The following is a 14,998-nucleotide window of genomic DNA, read 5'->3' as shown; positions in this document are numbered from 1 at the left end:
AATCGGATCAACGGATCGAGGACACGACGATGACCGGCAGCGCACTTCGCAACGACGGCGCACGCGGCAAGCGCGTGCGGCGTGCGTTCGCGCTCGCCGCGGCGTTGTGGCTCGCGGCGCCGGGCGCGCACGCGGACGACGGGATGATCGTGATCCCCGGCCGCGGCGAGTCGGCCGAGACCGCGCTCGCCCATGCGAGCGCGGCGGGCGTGGCGGGTGTGGGACAACCGGGCCGCGGCGGCGCAGGCGGCGCAGGCGTTGCGACGGTCGCGGGCAGCGGCGGCGCGGCGCCGGTCGGGAATGCCGGTGCCGGCATGGTCGGCGCGGGCACGGTTGCACCTGCCGCGCAGCCGGCCGGCACGATGGTCGTGGTCGACGTCCCGGCGCCGGCTGCGGTGCCGAGCGCCGCCCCGCGCGCCGCCTACGCGGACGCGCGCGCCAATTCCGTCAGCAGCGCCTATGCCGCGCACGCCGCTACTGCCGCTACCGCCTCCAGTTACGCCGCTCCCCGCTACGCGGCACCGCGCGCTGCCGATCCGGGCGCCGTCGCGACCGTCGTCGCCGGCGCGCCCGAACCGGCGTCGAACGCGCCGCGGCCGGCCTTCGCCGCGCGCGCGGCCGCCGTGCGCACCGCGTACGCCGCGCCCGCGCCCCAGCCGGCCGCCGCGGCGCAGCCTGCGACCCCGCCCGGCCAGCAGGACCCCGACACGATCCGGCGCACGGCGCTCGCCTTCCTCCAGCAGCAGATCGCCGGCCTGCCCGGCAAGCCGGCGGCGAGCGTCGCGCCCTCCTTTCCGCGCGGGCTCGCCGCGTGCACGACGCTCGAGCCGTTCCTGCCGACCGGCGCGCGCCTGTGGGGCCGCACGACGGTCGGCGTGCGCTGCGCGGGCGAGCGGCCGTGGACCGTCTACCTGCAGGCGAAGGTCACCGTGCAGGCCACCTATTACACGGCCGCGCGGCAGATCGCGCCGGGCGAGGTGCTCACCGCGGCCGACCTCGTCGCGCGCGACGGCGACCTGACCCTGCTGCCGCTCGCGGTCATCACCGATCCGGCGCAGGCGGTCGGCTCGACCGCGCTCGCGCGCGTCGCCGCGGGGCTGCCGTTGCGGCAGGACATGCTGAAGAGCGCGGCGTCAGTGTCGGCCGGCCAGACCGTGCGGGTCGTCGCGGCCGGGCCGGGTTTCACGATTTCCGCCGAAGGCAGCGCGCTCGCCAACGCGGCGCCCGGCCAGTCGGTACGGGTGCGGATGGCGGCCGGGCAGATCGTCACGGCGATCGTCAAGGACGCCGGCACGGTGGAGATTCCGCTATAGGGACCGGACCCACCGCAACATTGCAAAGAATTGTTTATTCGGAGAATTTCGCACCCGCGATGCTAAAGTTCGGGCCGGACCGGCCGTTATCTGGGTCAAACCGCACAGGAATGCCATCGTGAAAATCGATTCCACTCCGAACCCGAGCCCACTCGCGCCCACCGGCAACGGCGCGACCCGCGCGCAATCCGGCGCGGCTTCGTCGTCGTCCGCGCAGGCCGGCGACGCTGGATCGACCGGCGGCGACACGAGCGTGAACCTGTCGGGCCTGTCCGGTCAGCTGCGCACGCTGTCGGCGTCCGGCAACGCGGACATCGACACGGGCCTCGTCCAGTCGATCAAGGACGCGCTGAGCAACGGCACGCTGACGATCGACGCGAGCAAGATTGCCGACGGCGTACTGAATACCGCCCGCGAACTGCTGCAACGGCAGCGCTCGCAGAGCAACTGAGCCGGCCCGGGGCCCGTCACGCCCTGACCGGTCCCCTGGATGGCCGGCATGCGGGAACGCGTGCCGGCGCGACGAGCATGACGCGATGAGAGACGAGCTGCTGGCCACGGTCAACGACGAACACGCGACGGTCGAAGCGTTCGCGTCGCTGCTCGCCTATGAGGAAAAGGCGCTGACGACGCCCGAGCCGCTCGAGGCGCTGCCCGACATCATCGAGAAGAAAACCGTGCTGATCGACCGGCTCGCACAGCTCGAGCGCACCCGCGACACGCAGCTGTCCGCACTCGGCTTTCCCGTCGGCAAGAAAGGGATGGACCAGGCCGCCGAGCGCGACGCGCGCCTGTCCGGCAGCTGGCAATTGCTGCAGCAGGCCGCCGATCGCGCGCGCCGCGCGAACGCGAACAACGGCATGCTGATCCGCATCCGGATGGACTACAACGAACGCGCGCTCGCGGTGCTGCGCGACGCGCCCGCGCGGGTCGGCTTCTACGGCCCCGACGGCCGCGTGTCGGCGCTGGTGCGCTGAGCGCCGCGCGCGCCGCAGCGCCGGCGCCCCGTCGCACCATGCGCGGCCGCGCCGCACTCCCCTTCCTTTACAGCAACGGACACGCGGTGACCTGCGTGCCGCGTTGCGCGCAAAGCCGTTCGTAGTCGCGCAGATACGCGCGCTCGTCGTCGTCGAGCAGCGCGACGTCGATCAGGTCCCAGTCGTAGCCCACGGTGACGAGGTTTTCGAACGCGACGGTGCCCGCTTCGGCGTCGTCCGCATGGATGATCACGATGTTCTCGATCCGCACCCCGCCCTTGCCCGGCACGTAGATGCCCGGCTCGACCGAGATCACCGCATTCGGCACCAGGCCGTACTTCGACCCCGGCGCGAACCGCACCCCGCCTTCGTGCACGTGGATCCCGACGCCGTGCCCGGTGCCGTGGCCGAAATCATGGCCGTGATCGCGGCACACCTGCCGCACGGCCGCATCGACGTCGCCGCCCGTCGCGTCCTTCGGGAACGGCGTGACGAGCCCCTTGATGCACGCCTTCAGCGCGACCGTGTAGATCTCCCGCTGCCACGGCTGCGCGACCGTGTCCGGGCGGGTCCGGCGCAGCACGACGCGCGTGCAGTCCGTCGCGAAGCCGCCCTCGTAGTACGCGCCGCTGTCGAGCAGCACCAGCTCGCCCTCCGTCAGCTCGACCTCCGGGCTCGCCGCCGTGTAGTGCGCGGACGCGCTGTTCGCGCCGTTCGCCGCGATCGTCGTGAACGTCAGCGCCACCGCCGAGCGCGCGCCGTATGCGTCATTGATCACGCGGGCCAGGTCGTATTCGGAATGCCGCTGCCCCGGCTCGCCCGTCTTCGCCCAGCGCATCGCGTCGGCGATCGCCGCGGAGCTGCGCGCGAACGCGTCGCGGAACTGGTCGAGCACTTCCGGCGTCTTCGCGGCCCGCATCGCCTCGACCGGGCTGAAATCGGCATGCCCGGCCTGCGGCCACACGCGGCGCACCGTGTCGACGAGCGCGCAGTTGACCGACTCGAAGCCGTAGCACACGTGCTCGGCCACGAACTGCGCGAGGAAGCGCTCGAGCTCGTCGAAGTCGCGCCGGATCACCTGCAGCACCGGATACGATTCGAGGTCGACCGGGCAACGGTCGCAGCCTTCCGGCAGGAACAGCACGACCTGCGCGCCGATCACGAACAGGAAGCCCAGGTGCGACGACGCATTCGGGATGTGATAGCCGCGGCTGTTCAGCAGATAGCCGAGGTCGTCGGACGCGCAGGTGACGAAGGCGGTCGTGGGGGGCGTCGTGTCGGTCGTCGTGTCGGTCGTCGTGTCGCTCGTCGTGTCGCTCGTCGTGTCGCTCGTCGTGTCGGTCGTCGTGTCGGTCGTCGTGTCGGTCGTCGTGTCGGTCGTCGTGTCGGTCGTCGTGTCGCTCGTCGTGGCGGTCGCCGTGGCGGTCGCCGTGTCGCTCGCCGTGGCGGTGTGCGCGGCGAGCCGGCCGTTCAGCGCGTCGAGGTTCTGCGCGACGCTCACGCCGGTCATCGATTCCGGCAGCTCGAAGATCGGCCGCTCGACCACCCAGCCCGGCAGCGCGATCGCCCGGTCGATTTCGCGGCCGACGAGGCTCGTCCAGTCGAACCGCGCCGCCTGCGTGCGGTCGAGCAGCCGGTCGCGCTGCGCGACGCTGATCCGCAGCCCGTCGTAGCCGACCCGCTTGAGCCGGCCCGCATGGGCGACGAGCCAGTCGGCCATCGCCGCCCAAATCGACACGTTCAGCCCGAGCTTCTCGACGTGCACGCGCGCCGGGTTGCACTGCTGCTCCGCCTGCAGGTGATAGCGGCCGTCGACGAACAGCACGAACTGCGGCACGCCGAGCGCCTGCGCCGCCGCCGCGCCGAGGAAGATGCCGGAGCCTGCCGAGCCGTCGAAGCCCGACAGCGCGTAGCGCTGGTTGTTGCGACGCGGCACGTACTCGGAAATGAATTCGTCCTGCGACGTGATCACGACGGCGTCGAGCTGCGCGGCGTCGAGCAGGCGCGACAGGCCGGCCTGCGTGTCGGCGACGCGCGCATCGTACGCGGCAAGGCCGGAGAAACTGTATTTCAGTCGATCGATCATCGGATACCCGTCATTGATTGTTGTCGACGGCCGGCGGCGGCGTGGCGGCGAACGCCCCGACGCTGCGGCTCAATTTTTGTCCTACTTAACTTTGTTTGATGAGGGACAAAATCTAGAGCACGCATACAGGGCGGTCAAGCGCAAATTTTCGTAGGGCTAAAATTACCGATCGTGACGCGGCGGCCCGCTCGGCGACCACCGACGGCTACGGGCGGCGTCACGATGCCGCGGGTACAATGCGCCGGCATCGTCGCCCGAACGGCCGTGCCGCGGGCGATGCGCGGCATGCTGGGGCGCGGCCGCCGCGCCGCGTGTTGCGCGCTTTCCGGTTCGTTGCCACGAGTTGCCACGAAAGAGATTCATGGATTCAGACATCATGCGTATCGGCCAGCGCATCCGGCGCCTGCGCCGGGAATCGAAGAAAACGCTGCTGGAAATCGCGACCGAGGCAAAACTGTCGGTCGGGTTCCTGTCCCAGGTCGAACGCAATCTCACCGGCATTTCCATTTCGTCACTCGTCAACGTCGCCAAGGCGCTGAACGTGCCGCTCGGCGCGCTGATCGACCAGCCCCGCCAGCCGCAGCCCGATTCGCATCAGGGCAACCGGGAGTCGTATGCGGTCGACAGGGCGTCGCAGCGCTACGAGCGGCTCTCCACGACCTTCGACGGCAGCCTCATCAACGCCGTCAAGGTTCAGATGATGGAAGGCTACTGCTCGGAATGGGTCGCGCACGGCGGCGACGAATTCGTCTACGTGCTCGCCGGCCGCGTGTGCTACACGATCGGCAAGCGCGATTACCCGCTGTCGGCCGGCGATTCGCTGCATTTCGATGCGAGGAAGCGCCATCGCGTCGCCAACGTGGGCGCCGGGCCTGCGGAGCTGATCGTGGTCGGCACGCTGCCGCTGTTCGACGACGGTGCGGAATTGGGCTCGGCGGCCATGAAGATCAGGCTGCTCGCGCGCGAGGCCGGCGCGACGCCCGGCGAGCCGCGCGTGAGCCGGCGCGAATCGGTGTCGAATGGCGTGCGGGCCGAGGACGAGCCGGCCGCCTCAGCCGCTGGCACACCGGCGCGTGGCACGACACAGCCGGCCGGCGGGAAACCACGCGCGGCCGCGGGCAAGGGCCGGGTTGCCGCGGCACGCGCGCGGACGAAGCAGTGAATCGGCCGGGCTGGGATTGACGAGACGCGACAAGCCGGCCGTGACTGGATGGGCCGCGATTAACCGGGCCACGATTGGCCGGGCCGGGATTGGGCGGGCTGGGATTCAACGGGTCGAAATTCGTTGGGCCAGGATGCGCCGGGTCGTGATCCGTCGGGCCAACACACGCATGACCCAGACGGGCCGAGCCTCAACAAGCCGCGCCGCGCTCATCCGGGCGTAACCGGCCGCGCCGTAATCGACCCGGCCGCGATCCCCCCCGCCGCGACGAGCCACCCGGCCCCCACCCCACCACCCGCCCCTCGCCTATTCCGCGATCGCCAGCGCCTGCTTGACCGCGTCGATCCGCGCGCGATGCACCGCGTCCTTGATCTGCATCGCATCGTTGCCGATACCGCGCGCGATCGCGCCCGCATCGACGCCGCGCGCCGCCACCAGCGCCACGCGCAGCCGCTCGGCCTGCGGATACGGCTGCGTCTGAAGCCCGAGCCGGCCGCGCGCATCGGCTTCGCACGCCTGCACCATTTCGGCGAAGCGCGCCGGCTTGCGCAGCGCGTCGGTGCGCTCGAACAGCCGCACCAGCGCCGCCGCGCCCATCTCCATCACGCGATGCAGGTTGCCGTGCTCGCGCGCGACGACGAGCGCGAGGTCGCGGCACTCGTTCGGCACCCGCAGCCGGTCGCACAGCGGCTTCAGCAGGTCGACGCTGCGGCCTTCGTGGCCGATGTGGCGCGGCAGCACGTCCTCGGGCGTCGTCGCCTTGCCGAGATCGTGGGTCAGCGCCGCGAAGCGCACCGCGAGCGAATAGCCCTGCTTCGCCGCGTGGTCGACCGCCATCATCACGTGCACGCCCGTATCGACTTCCGGGTGATAGTCGGCGCGCTGCGGCACGCCCCACAGCGCATCGACCTCGGGCAGGATGCGCGCGAGCGCGCCGCACTCGCGCAGCGCGTCGAACATCCGCGACGGCCGCGCCTCCATCAGCCCGCGCGCGAGCTCCTGCCACACGCGCTCCGCGACGAGCGCGTCGACTTCGCCCGCGTCGACCATCCGCCGCATCAGCGCGAGCGTGTCGTCGGCGACGGCGAAGCCGGTGAAGCGCGCGGCGAAGCGCGCGATGCGCAGGATCCGCACCGGGTCCTCGACGAACGCGTCGCTCACGTGCCGGAACACGCGCGCGCGCAGGTCCGCCTGCCCGTCGAACGGATCGATCACGGGCCCGGCCAGCGAGCCGTCCGGGCTCACCTCGCGCGCCATCGCGTTGATCGTCAGGTCGCGCCGCGCGAGATCCTCGTCGAGCGTCACGTCCGGCGCGTAGTAGAACTGGAAGCCGTGGTAGCCGGCCGCCGTCTTGCGCTCGGTGCGCGCGAGCGCGTACTCCTCGTGCGTCTGCGGATGCAGGAACACCGGAAAATCCTTGCCGACCGGCTTGAAGCCCTGCGCGACCATCTGCTCCGGCGTCGCGCCGACCACCACGTAGTCGCGGTCCTGCACCGGCACGCCGAGCAGCTCGTCGCGGATCGCGCCGCCTACTGCGTAGACCCTCATGCGCAGCCCCTCACGCGCAGCCCCTCACGGCGTCGGCTCGTAGTCGGCGATCACGTGCGTCTCGCGGCGCGCGCCGTCGATCCACCGCTGCACCGCCGGCAGCGCGGTCACGCGCTCGACGTAGCCGGCCGCTTCCGGCGACAGGCCCGGCGCATACGTGTTGAAGCGCATCACGACCGGCGCATACATCGCGTCGGCGATGCCGAATTCGCCGAACAGGAACGGCCCGCCCGACGCTTCGAGGCATTCGCTCCACAGCGCGTCGATGCGCGCGACGTCGGCGAGCGCGTCGGGCGTCGCGCCGCGGCCCGGCATCGACGCGCGCACGTTCATCCCCATCTGCTCGCGCAGCGCCGCGAAGCCCGCATGCATCTCCGCCGACACGCAGCGCGCATGCACGCGCTCGAGCGGATCGGCCGGCCACATCGGGTACTGCGGATAGCGCTCGGCGAGCGTCTCGGCGATCGCGAGCGAATCCCAGATCGCGACGCCGTGGTCGTCGATCAGGCACGGCAGCTTGCCGGACGGCGCGTGTTCGAGGATGCGCGCCTTCGTGTCGTCGCGGCGCAGCTCGATGACGATTTCGTCGAACGGGATGCCGAAATGTTCGAGCAGCAGCCAGGGCCGCATCGACCACGACGAGTAGTTCTTGTCTCCAATGACGAGTCTCATGGCGGTGTTCCGATTAGCACGAGGTTGGACGACGGAAAGCGACGGCCGGCGGCGCCTAGCGGCGCGAGCGGAACCAGTCGAAGCGGGACCGCAGCGCCGCGTCGCCGAGATACGCGGGCACGATGCTCTCGAGGCTCACGGGCTGGATGCCGAGCTCCGGCGCGAGCGGGCCGGACAGCACGTTCGGCACCGACATCGACGCGAGGTTGTCGCGCGTGATCACCGGCTCGCCCGGCAGGCATTCGAAGAAACGCCGCCTGCAGCCGCGCGATCGCGTCGGGCAGCCGCACGATCGGCGCCTCGCGGCCGGCCAGCGTGCCGCAATAGCGGACCAGCGCCTCGAGCGTATAGACCTTCGGGCCGCCGAGCTCGTAGGTCTTGCCGCGCGCGGCCGCGAGGTCGAGCGTGTTGACGATCGCGCGCGCGACGTCGCCGACGAACACCGGCTGGAACTGCGCGTCGGGCATCGCGAGCGGAATCGCCGGCAGCGTGCGGTGCAGCCGCGCGAACGTGTTGAGGAACGCGTCGCCCGGCCCGAACACGACCGACGGCCGGAAGATCGTCAGCGCGAGCGAATCGGTGGCCGCGACCGCGTGCAGCGCGGCCTCGCCGTCGCCCTTCGAGCGCTGGTACATGCTCGCGCCGTGCGAATTCGCGCCGAGCGCGCTCATGTGCAGCAGGCACCGCACGCCGGCCTCGATGCACGCGCTCGCGAGCGCGGCCGGCAGCGCGACGTGCGCGCGCTCGAAGCCGGCGCCGTACGGCGTGCCGTGCCCGCCGTGCAGCACGCCGACGAGATTCACGGCCGCGTGCGCGCCGGCGACGAAGCGGGCCAGGCTGCGCTCGTCGAGGCTTTCGAGCTCGACGATCTCGACCGGCAGCATCATCAGGTGGCGCGCATGCTCGCGGCGGCGGGTGCCGATCCGCACGTGCTTGCCGGCATCGATCAGCGCACTCACGAGCCGGCTGCCGATGAAGCCGGTCCCGCCCAGCAGCGCGATGGTCTGATCCATGTTCGACCCTCCATCGGGCCCGCCCGCGCGCACGCGGATCGCAGGCCCCAAAAGCGCACTGCCGCGTCTCGCGCGGCAGTGTGCAGGTTGCAGATCAGGGCGAGATCATGCCTAGCCGCTTCTTCAGCGACTGCGGCTTCCCTTCGAAGAGCGCCGCGTAATACGTCGTGTTCGACAGCACGTTCTTCACGTAGTCACGCGTCTCGTTGAACGGGATCGTCTCCGCAAAGATCGCGCCTTCGACCGGCTGCGTCAACACCTGCCGCCACTGGCGCGGCCGGCCCGGGCCCGCGTTGTAGCCGGCGGTGGCGAGCACCGGCGAGCTGTCGAAGTTGTTGTAGATGTCCGCCAGATACCAGGTGCCGAGCTGGATGTTCGTGTCGATGTCGTGCATCTGCGCGCGCGAGATCGTGCCGAGCCCGAGCTTCTTCGCGACGAGCTGCGCGGTCGCCGGCATCAGCTGCATCAGGCCGCCCGCGCCGACCGACGAACGCGCGCTCGTGATGAAGCGCGATTCCTGGCGGATCAGCCCGTACGCCCATTCGACGTCGAGCCCGGTCGACTGCGCGTAGCGCTCGACGATGCTGCGGTACGGCGACGGGTAGCGCAGCGTGAAATCGTGCTCGGCCTTCGTGCGGTCGGCCGTGTTCACCGTGCGGTCGAGCAGGTCGACGCGCTTGCCGTACTCGGCGGCCGCGAGGAGCTGCCGGTCGGTCATCCCGCGCAGCGGCCAGTTCCATTCGCGGTTGCCTTCGAGGCGCAGGTTCAGCGCATAGAAGCGCTGCGCGAGCGCGAAGCCCGGCACCTTGGCCATCTCGCCGATCTCGGCGTCGGAGACCGTGGTGCGCGGCGGGATCTTCGTGCGCTGGCCGAGCTCCTCGCCGGCGAGCTGCCCGTAGAAGTTGAACTGCCCGGCGATCTGCTCGAACTCCTGGTTCGCCTGCAGCGTGTCGCCGCTCTGCTTGAGCGCGCGCGCATGCCAGTAGACCCACGCCGGATCGTTGCGCAGCGACGGCGGCATCTGTTCGATCGACCAGCGCACCATCGGCCAGTTGCCGACGAGCAGCGCGCTGCGCGTGCGCCATTCGTACGCGGCGTTCGACAGCGGCGCGTTCGCCGATTTCGCATACCAGACCGACGCGAGCGCCGAGCGCTTCACCGCGCCCTGATAGCCGACCGCGCCCCACGCGATCGCCTGCTCCTGCTTCGTCAGCGACGACGCGAGCGACGTGACCATGCCGGCCGCCTGGTCCGGATCGTTGCGCGCCATGCGGCCGATCGCGATCAGCGCGAGCTGGTGCGACACCGCGTCGGGGCCGACGCCGCGCGCGAGGAACAGCGGCGGCGCGCTCGTCGCCTGGTCGAACGCGACCGGGCGCGGGCCGAGCGCATCGGCGATCTTGCCGCCGAGCGTCGTGTAGTTCTGCTCGAACGCGAGGCGCACCTGCTGCCACACGTCGTCGCTCGAGAACTGCTGGTTGACGGTGAGCGCGGTGATCAGGTCGACGCACGCGTCGCCGTAGTTCTTCGGCTCGACGAGCAGCGCGCGCGCCGCGTCGGCGACGTTCTCGCCGCGCGCGGCCCGCGATTCGAGCGCGTAGCACTTCACCTGCGTGTCGTCGTCGAGCACGAAGCGCTTGTACTGCTCGTCGAAATTGCGCCAGTCGTGGCGCGCGCCGAGCACGAGCAGGTAGTCGTTGCGCATGCGGTCGGCGATCGCCTGGCCGTCGTAGCGCTGCAGGAACGACAGCACGGGCGCGTCCGGCGCGTCGACGCGCGCGCGGCCCGTGGCATCGAACAGCTGCGGCTTGATCTGGAAATACTCGAGGTACGACGGGACCGGATAGTTCGGGATCATCGCGGCGAGCTGCGCGGCCTTCGCGGCGTCGTTGCGGCGCGCGGCTTCGCGGAGCTGGATGAAGGTCTGGTCGTCGTCGTCCCCGGCGAGCGCGTCGCCGGACGGCGCGGCGCACGCGGCCGTGCCCGCGACGACCGCGGCGGCCGAAAGCGTCAGCGCGACCGCGCGATATACTCGAAAAAGGCTGTTCGACATCGTTTTGAATGGAGCACGGAGTGAGCGAAAGCATAGCACGCAACCATCTGGCCGAACGGAAGCAGGCATTGCGCCGGGCGCTGTCCGAGGCCCGCCGCGACGCCGCGTCGCGCCCCGCGGTGAACGACGCGCTCGATGCGCGGCTGCGTGCGTTGCTCGATCGGCTCGCGCCGCGCACGGTCGGGTTCTACTGGCCGCTGCCAGGGGAATTCGACGCGCGCGCGGCGGTGCTCGCGTGGCGCGCGGCGCAGCCCGGCCGGCAGGTGGCGCTGCCGGTGATCCGCGAGCAGCGCACGCCGCTCGAGTTTCATGCGTGGGACGACGCGACGCCGATGCGCGAAGGGCACCACCGGATTCCGGAGCCGGCGTCCGGCGTGGTCGTGGTGCCGGACCTGCTGCTGATTCCGTGCGTCGGATTCGATACGTGGCTGTACCGGCTCGGGTACGGCGGCGGGTATTACGACCGCACGCTCGCCGCGTGGCCGGGCGGGTCGCTGCCGGTGACGGTCGGCATCGCGTACGAGGCGTGCAAGGTCGACGCGCTGCCGGCCGAGGATCACGATCTCGCGATGCGCTGGGTCGTGACGGACGAGGAAACCTACGTGGCCGACGCGTAGGTGTTTAGTCCCGCGCGCCCGGCTACAGCGACGCGGCCGCCCGCGCGGCCGTGTCGTACAGCCCGGACGCGTGGCGCAGCAGCTGCGCCGCGTCGCCGATCTGCTCGTTGGTGAGGCCGCTGTCCTTGAGCGTCTCGATCAGGCAGTGTTCGCGCACCTCGCGATACTTCAGGCACAGGTCGCGCCCGGCCTCGGTCGCGAAGAAGAAAACTTCCTTGCCGCTTTTCTCGCTCTTGACGTAGCCTCGGGCGATCAGCTTTTTCAGCGCGTAGGTCGCGACGTGCGTATCCTCGATATTGAGCACGAAGCAGATGTCGGCGAGCTTCTTCTGGCGTTCGCGATGGCTGACGTGATGCAGCAGCGACACCTCGACCGCCGTCATGTCCTTCGCGCCCGCGGCCGACATGCACCGCACCATCCAGCGGTTGAACGCGTTGCCCGCCATGATGAGCCCGTATTCGAGCTCGGACAGCTCCGCGCTCGAATCGGAAACCAGGTGTTCGGAAGAGACGATCTTGGTCGGATGACGCTTCATGGGACAGTTCGGCGCACGCAGGATGTCAGGGTGTGCCGAGTGTACGTCAGAAGCCTGCGCGCACCAGCTAGGCAAAAACGCGCACTGGCAAGTTATCGATATCTTCTTGACAATGTACGTTAATATTGCCGCCCGAACCGGGCCAGACCGATGACGCATCCACGCATCTATCCGCTCGGCGACGCCGCGCTCGTCTGCGAGGTGCCGCCCCCCGCCACGCTCGATTGCCAGCGGCGCGTCTGGGCCGTTGCCGAGGCCGCGCGCGCGTGGCCGCACGTGATCGACGTCGTGCCGGGCATGAACAACCTGACGATCGTGTTCGACGTGCTTGCCGCGTCCGCCGGCACGCTGTCGGACGCGCTGCTCGACGCCTGGGAAACCGCCGACGTCGAGCATGCGCCCGGCCGCGAGATCGAGATTCCGGTCGAATACGGCGGCGCGGCCGGCCCCGACCTGCAGGCGGTCGCCGCGCATGCGGGCCTGTCGGCCGACGAGGTGGTCGCGCGCCATGCGGGCGCCGAATACGTGGTGTTCTTCCTCGGCTTCCAGCCGGGGTTCGCCTATCTCGGCGGCCTCGACGCCGCGCTGCACATGCCGCGCCGCGCGGCGCCGCGCCTCGAGGTGCCGGCCGGGTCGGTCGGCATCGGCGGCGCACAGACCGGCATCTACCCGGCCACGTCGCCCGGCGGCTGGCAGCTGATCGGCCGCACGGCGCACGTGCTGTTCGATCCGTCCCGGCAGCCGCCGACGCTGCTCCTGCCCGGCGACCGGGTGCGCTTCACCATTGCGGGAGTCCACGCGACATGACCCAGAGCAAAGCGCCTGGCAGCATCGAGGTGTTGCGGGCCGGCCCGCTGTCGACCGTGCAGGATCTCGGCCGCCAGGGCGCGCGCCATCTCGGCGTCGCGCAGGGCGGTGCGCTCGACAGCCTCGCGCTCGAGGTCGGCAACCGGCTCGTCGGCAACCGCCCGGACGCGGCCGCCGTCGAGATCACGATCGGCCCGGCCGCCTTCCGTTTTCCGCGCGCGACGCGCATCGCGATCACCGGCACCGAATTCGGCGCGACGCTCGACGGCAAGCCCGTCCATTCATGGTGGAGCCTGCCCGTCGAGGCCGGCCAGACGCTGGCGATGCCGGCCGCGAAGCGCGGGATGCGCGGCTATCTGTGCATCGCGGGCGGCATCGACGTGCTGCCGATGCTCGGCTCGCGCAGCACCGATCTCGCGTCGCGCTTCGGCGGCCTCGGCGGCCGCGCGCTGCGCGACGGCGACCGGCTGCCGGTCGGCGTGCCGCCGGCGACCCTCGGCTGCCTCGCGGCCGACGCGCCCGAGTTCGGCGTCAAGGCGCCGGCGTGGTGCGGTTTCGCGCGCGTCGACGAGCCGCCGCGCCGCCACCGGCCCGCCCATGCGCACGCGCCGTGGGCGATGCCGGTGCGCGTGCTGCCCGGCCCCGACTACGCGTCGTTCGGCGCGGAATCGCAGCAGGCGTTCTGGGATGACGAATGGCTCGTCACGGCCAACAGCAACCGGATGGGCTACCGCCTCGCCGGCGTCGAGCTGACCCGCGAACGGCCGGTGGAGCTGCTGTCGCACGCGGTGCTCCCCGGCACGATCCAGGTGCCGCCGAACGGCCAGCCGATCGTGCTGATGCACGACGCGCAGACGACCGGGGGGTATCCTAAGATCGGAACGGTAATTCGCGCGGACCTGTGGAAGCTTGCGCAGGCGCGGCTGAACCTGCCGATCCGCTTCGTGCGCACGACGCCGGACGCGGCGCGCGACGCACTGGCCGCGGAGCGGGCCTACCTGCGGCAGATCGACGTCGCGATCGCGATGCGCGAGGAGGCGCGCCAGCGCGCGCAATCGCGCGCAGCGTGACAATGGCGCAAGCAGTACGCAACACGGCCCGCGCAGCCCGCGGGCGAGGAACATCATGGAAATCGATCTGAACGCCGACCTGGGCGAAGGATACGGATCGGACGAGGCGCTGCTCGACCTCGTTACGTCGGCCAACATCGCGTGCGGCTGGCACGCGGGCGGCGCGAACGCGATGCGCGACTGCGTGCGCTGGGCCGTGCAGAAGGGCGTGTCGATCGGCGCGCATCCGAGCTTTCTCGATCCCGAGAATTTCGGCCGCAAGGAAATGCAGCTGCCGGCGACCGACATCTACGCGGGCGTGCTTTACCAGCTCGGCGCGCTATCTGCGATCGCGCAGGCCGAAGGCGGCCGCATCGCGCACGTGAAGCCGCACGGCGCGCTGTACAACCAGGCCGCGCGCGATCCGCTCATTGCCGACGCGGTGGTGTCCGCGATTCACGATTTCGATCCGTCGCTCGCGGTGTTCGGCCTCGCGAACAGCGTGTTCGTCGCGGCCGCGCGGCACGCGGGGCTGGCGGCGATCGAGGAGGTGTTCGCCGATCGCGGCTATCGCGCGGACGGTACGCTCGTGCCGCGCAGCGAGCCGGGCGCGCTCGTCGACGACGAGGACGAGGTGATCGCCCGCACGCTCGACATGGTGCGCGACCGGCGGGTGCGCGCGGTCAGCGGCGAATGGGTGCCGCTCAATGCACAGACGGTCTGCCTGCATGGCGACGGACCGCATGCGCTGGCGTTCGCACGGCGGATTCGCGCGGCGCTCGAAAAGGCGGGAATCGACGTCGTGGCGCCGGGCGCGCTGCACGCGGACGAAGGCGCGTGACGTGCGCCGCCGAGTCGGCATATCCGAAGAATGAAGAACGCGGAACCGTAGCGGGACCGGAAAGAAAAAAGCGCCCTGGAGGCGCTTTTCCGTTGGCCGAACCGCATCGCCGGATGCCGGTTCGCCCAGCTGAAGCCGTCTGTCGACGGCGCCCGGAAAGACCCGCTCCGGATCAAAGTACGTCCGCCGCCGCCCGCTGTTGCATCCCCCGGTCGGACGACGGAACGTTGCTTATCCGCAAGTCGGCCCGCATGCGATTGAGATCGGACGATGGTTGGCCCCGCCGTGCATGCAGACACTCCGCGGCCGGCACGCGATACACGTG

At 70.7% G+C, this 14,998-nt stretch carries 12 protein-coding genes and 3 pseudogenes; 8 read left to right on the top strand and 7 right to left on the bottom strand.

Features of this window, described 5'->3' with window-relative positions; genetic code table 11:
- Positions 1-29: 29 nt before the first annotated feature.
- The 3 genes from flgA (at position 30) to WJ35_RS12040 (ending at position 2,290) form a co-directional block, all read left to right on the top strand.
- A complete protein-coding gene (gene flgA, locus WJ35_RS12050) occupies positions 30-1,313 on the top strand; it encodes a flagellar basal body P-ring formation chaperone FlgA (RefSeq protein WP_069239216.1) in 1,284 nt (427 codons plus the stop codon).
- A gap of 118 nt (positions 1,314-1,431) precedes the next feature.
- A complete protein-coding gene (gene flgM / locus WJ35_RS12045; RefSeq protein ID WP_069239215.1) occupies positions 1,432-1,764 on the top strand; it encodes a flagellar biosynthesis anti-sigma factor FlgM in 333 nt (110 codons plus the stop codon).
- 85 nt (positions 1,765-1,849) lie between these two features.
- Entirely contained in the window at positions 1,850-2,290 is a 441-nt protein-coding gene (locus WJ35_RS12040; protein WP_010090420.1) for a flagella synthesis protein FlgN, read from the top strand.
- 67 nt (positions 2,291-2,357) lie between these two features.
- Here WJ35_RS12040 and WJ35_RS32640 read toward each other — a convergent pair.
- Both WJ35_RS32640 and WJ35_RS32635 read right to left on the bottom strand, forming a co-directional pair.
- Positions 2,358-3,554 (bottom strand): annotated as a pseudogene (locus WJ35_RS32640) (M24 family metallopeptidase); the annotation flags it as partial.
- Positions 3,555-3,722: 168 nt separating this feature from the next.
- Positions 3,723-4,376: pseudogene (locus tag WJ35_RS32635) on the bottom strand (aminopeptidase P family N-terminal domain-containing protein); the annotation flags it as partial.
- A 361-nt stretch (positions 4,377-4,737) separates the two neighbouring features.
- Between WJ35_RS32635 and WJ35_RS12030 the strand changes: the two are divergent.
- Complete coding sequence (locus WJ35_RS12030; RefSeq protein ID WP_069239213.1) at positions 4,738-5,538, top strand: helix-turn-helix domain-containing protein; 801 nt, start codon at positions 4,738-4,740, stop codon at positions 5,536-5,538.
- A gap of 306 nt (positions 5,539-5,844) precedes the next feature.
- Here WJ35_RS12030 and WJ35_RS12025 read toward each other — a convergent pair whose 3' ends face one another.
- The 4 genes and pseudogenes from WJ35_RS12025 to WJ35_RS12010 form a co-directional block, all read right to left on the bottom strand.
- A complete protein-coding gene (locus WJ35_RS12025) occupies positions 5,845-7,086 on the bottom strand; it encodes a multifunctional CCA addition/repair protein (RefSeq protein ID WP_069239212.1) in 1,242 nt (413 codons plus the stop codon).
- Positions 7,087-7,110: 24 nt separating this feature from the next.
- Positions 7,111-7,758, bottom strand: coding sequence for a glutathione S-transferase family protein (locus WJ35_RS12020; protein ID WP_059966248.1), 648 nt, complete (start codon positions 7,756-7,758; stop codon positions 7,111-7,113).
- A gap of 55 nt (positions 7,759-7,813) precedes the next feature.
- Positions 7,814-8,771: pseudogene (locus tag WJ35_RS12015) on the bottom strand (complex I NDUFA9 subunit family protein).
- Positions 8,772-8,865: 94 nt separating this feature from the next.
- Positions 8,866-10,824 carry a lytic transglycosylase domain-containing protein gene (locus tag WJ35_RS12010; RefSeq protein WP_069239211.1) on the bottom strand — a complete coding sequence of 653 codons (1,959 nt, stop codon included), beginning with the start codon at positions 10,822-10,824 and terminating at the stop codon, positions 8,866-8,868.
- A gap of 8 nt (positions 10,825-10,832) precedes the next feature.
- Between WJ35_RS12010 and WJ35_RS12005 the strand changes: the two genes are divergently transcribed.
- Complete coding sequence (locus tag WJ35_RS12005; protein WP_060235087.1) at positions 10,833-11,441, top strand: 5-formyltetrahydrofolate cyclo-ligase; 609 nt, start codon at positions 10,833-10,835, stop codon at positions 11,439-11,441.
- Positions 11,442-11,463: 22 nt separating this feature from the next.
- Here the strand turns inward: WJ35_RS12005 and WJ35_RS12000 are convergent, their stop codons facing one another.
- Positions 11,464-11,976 carry a winged helix DNA-binding protein gene (locus WJ35_RS12000; protein WP_042586520.1) on the bottom strand — a complete coding sequence of 171 codons (513 nt, stop codon included), beginning with the start codon at positions 11,974-11,976 and terminating at the stop codon, positions 11,464-11,466.
- 150 nt (positions 11,977-12,126) lie between these two features.
- Here WJ35_RS12000 and pxpB point away from each other — a divergent pair, with 150 nt between their 5' ends.
- Genes pxpB through pxpA form a run of 3 tightly spaced genes read left to right on the top strand, consistent with a single transcriptional unit; the run spans position 12,127 to position 14,673 of the window.
- Complete coding sequence (gene pxpB, locus WJ35_RS11995; RefSeq protein ID WP_060235088.1) at positions 12,127-12,783, top strand: 5-oxoprolinase subunit PxpB; 657 nt, start codon at positions 12,127-12,129, stop codon at positions 12,781-12,783.
- Complete coding sequence (locus WJ35_RS11990; RefSeq protein ID WP_060235089.1) at positions 12,780-13,853, top strand: biotin-dependent carboxyltransferase family protein; 1,074 nt, start codon at positions 12,780-12,782, stop codon at positions 13,851-13,853. Before pxpB ends, WJ35_RS11990 begins: the two co-directional genes overlap by 4 nt.
- A 55-nt stretch (positions 13,854-13,908) precedes the next feature.
- The gene (gene pxpA, locus WJ35_RS11985; protein WP_010090410.1) at positions 13,909-14,673 is read left to right on the top strand and encodes a 5-oxoprolinase subunit PxpA; all 765 of its coding nucleotides are present in this window, start codon (positions 13,909-13,911) and stop codon (positions 14,671-14,673) included.
- The last annotated feature ends 325 nt before the right edge of the window (positions 14,674-14,998 follow it).

Origin of the sequence: Burkholderia ubonensis, from assembly GCF_001718695.1 — a bacterium.
GTDB lineage: Bacteria > Pseudomonadota > Gammaproteobacteria > Burkholderiales > Burkholderiaceae > Burkholderia > Burkholderia ubonensis_B.
The sequence above is the reverse complement of the archived record's forward strand: the minus strand, read 5'-3'. Positions and strand labels throughout refer to the sequence as shown.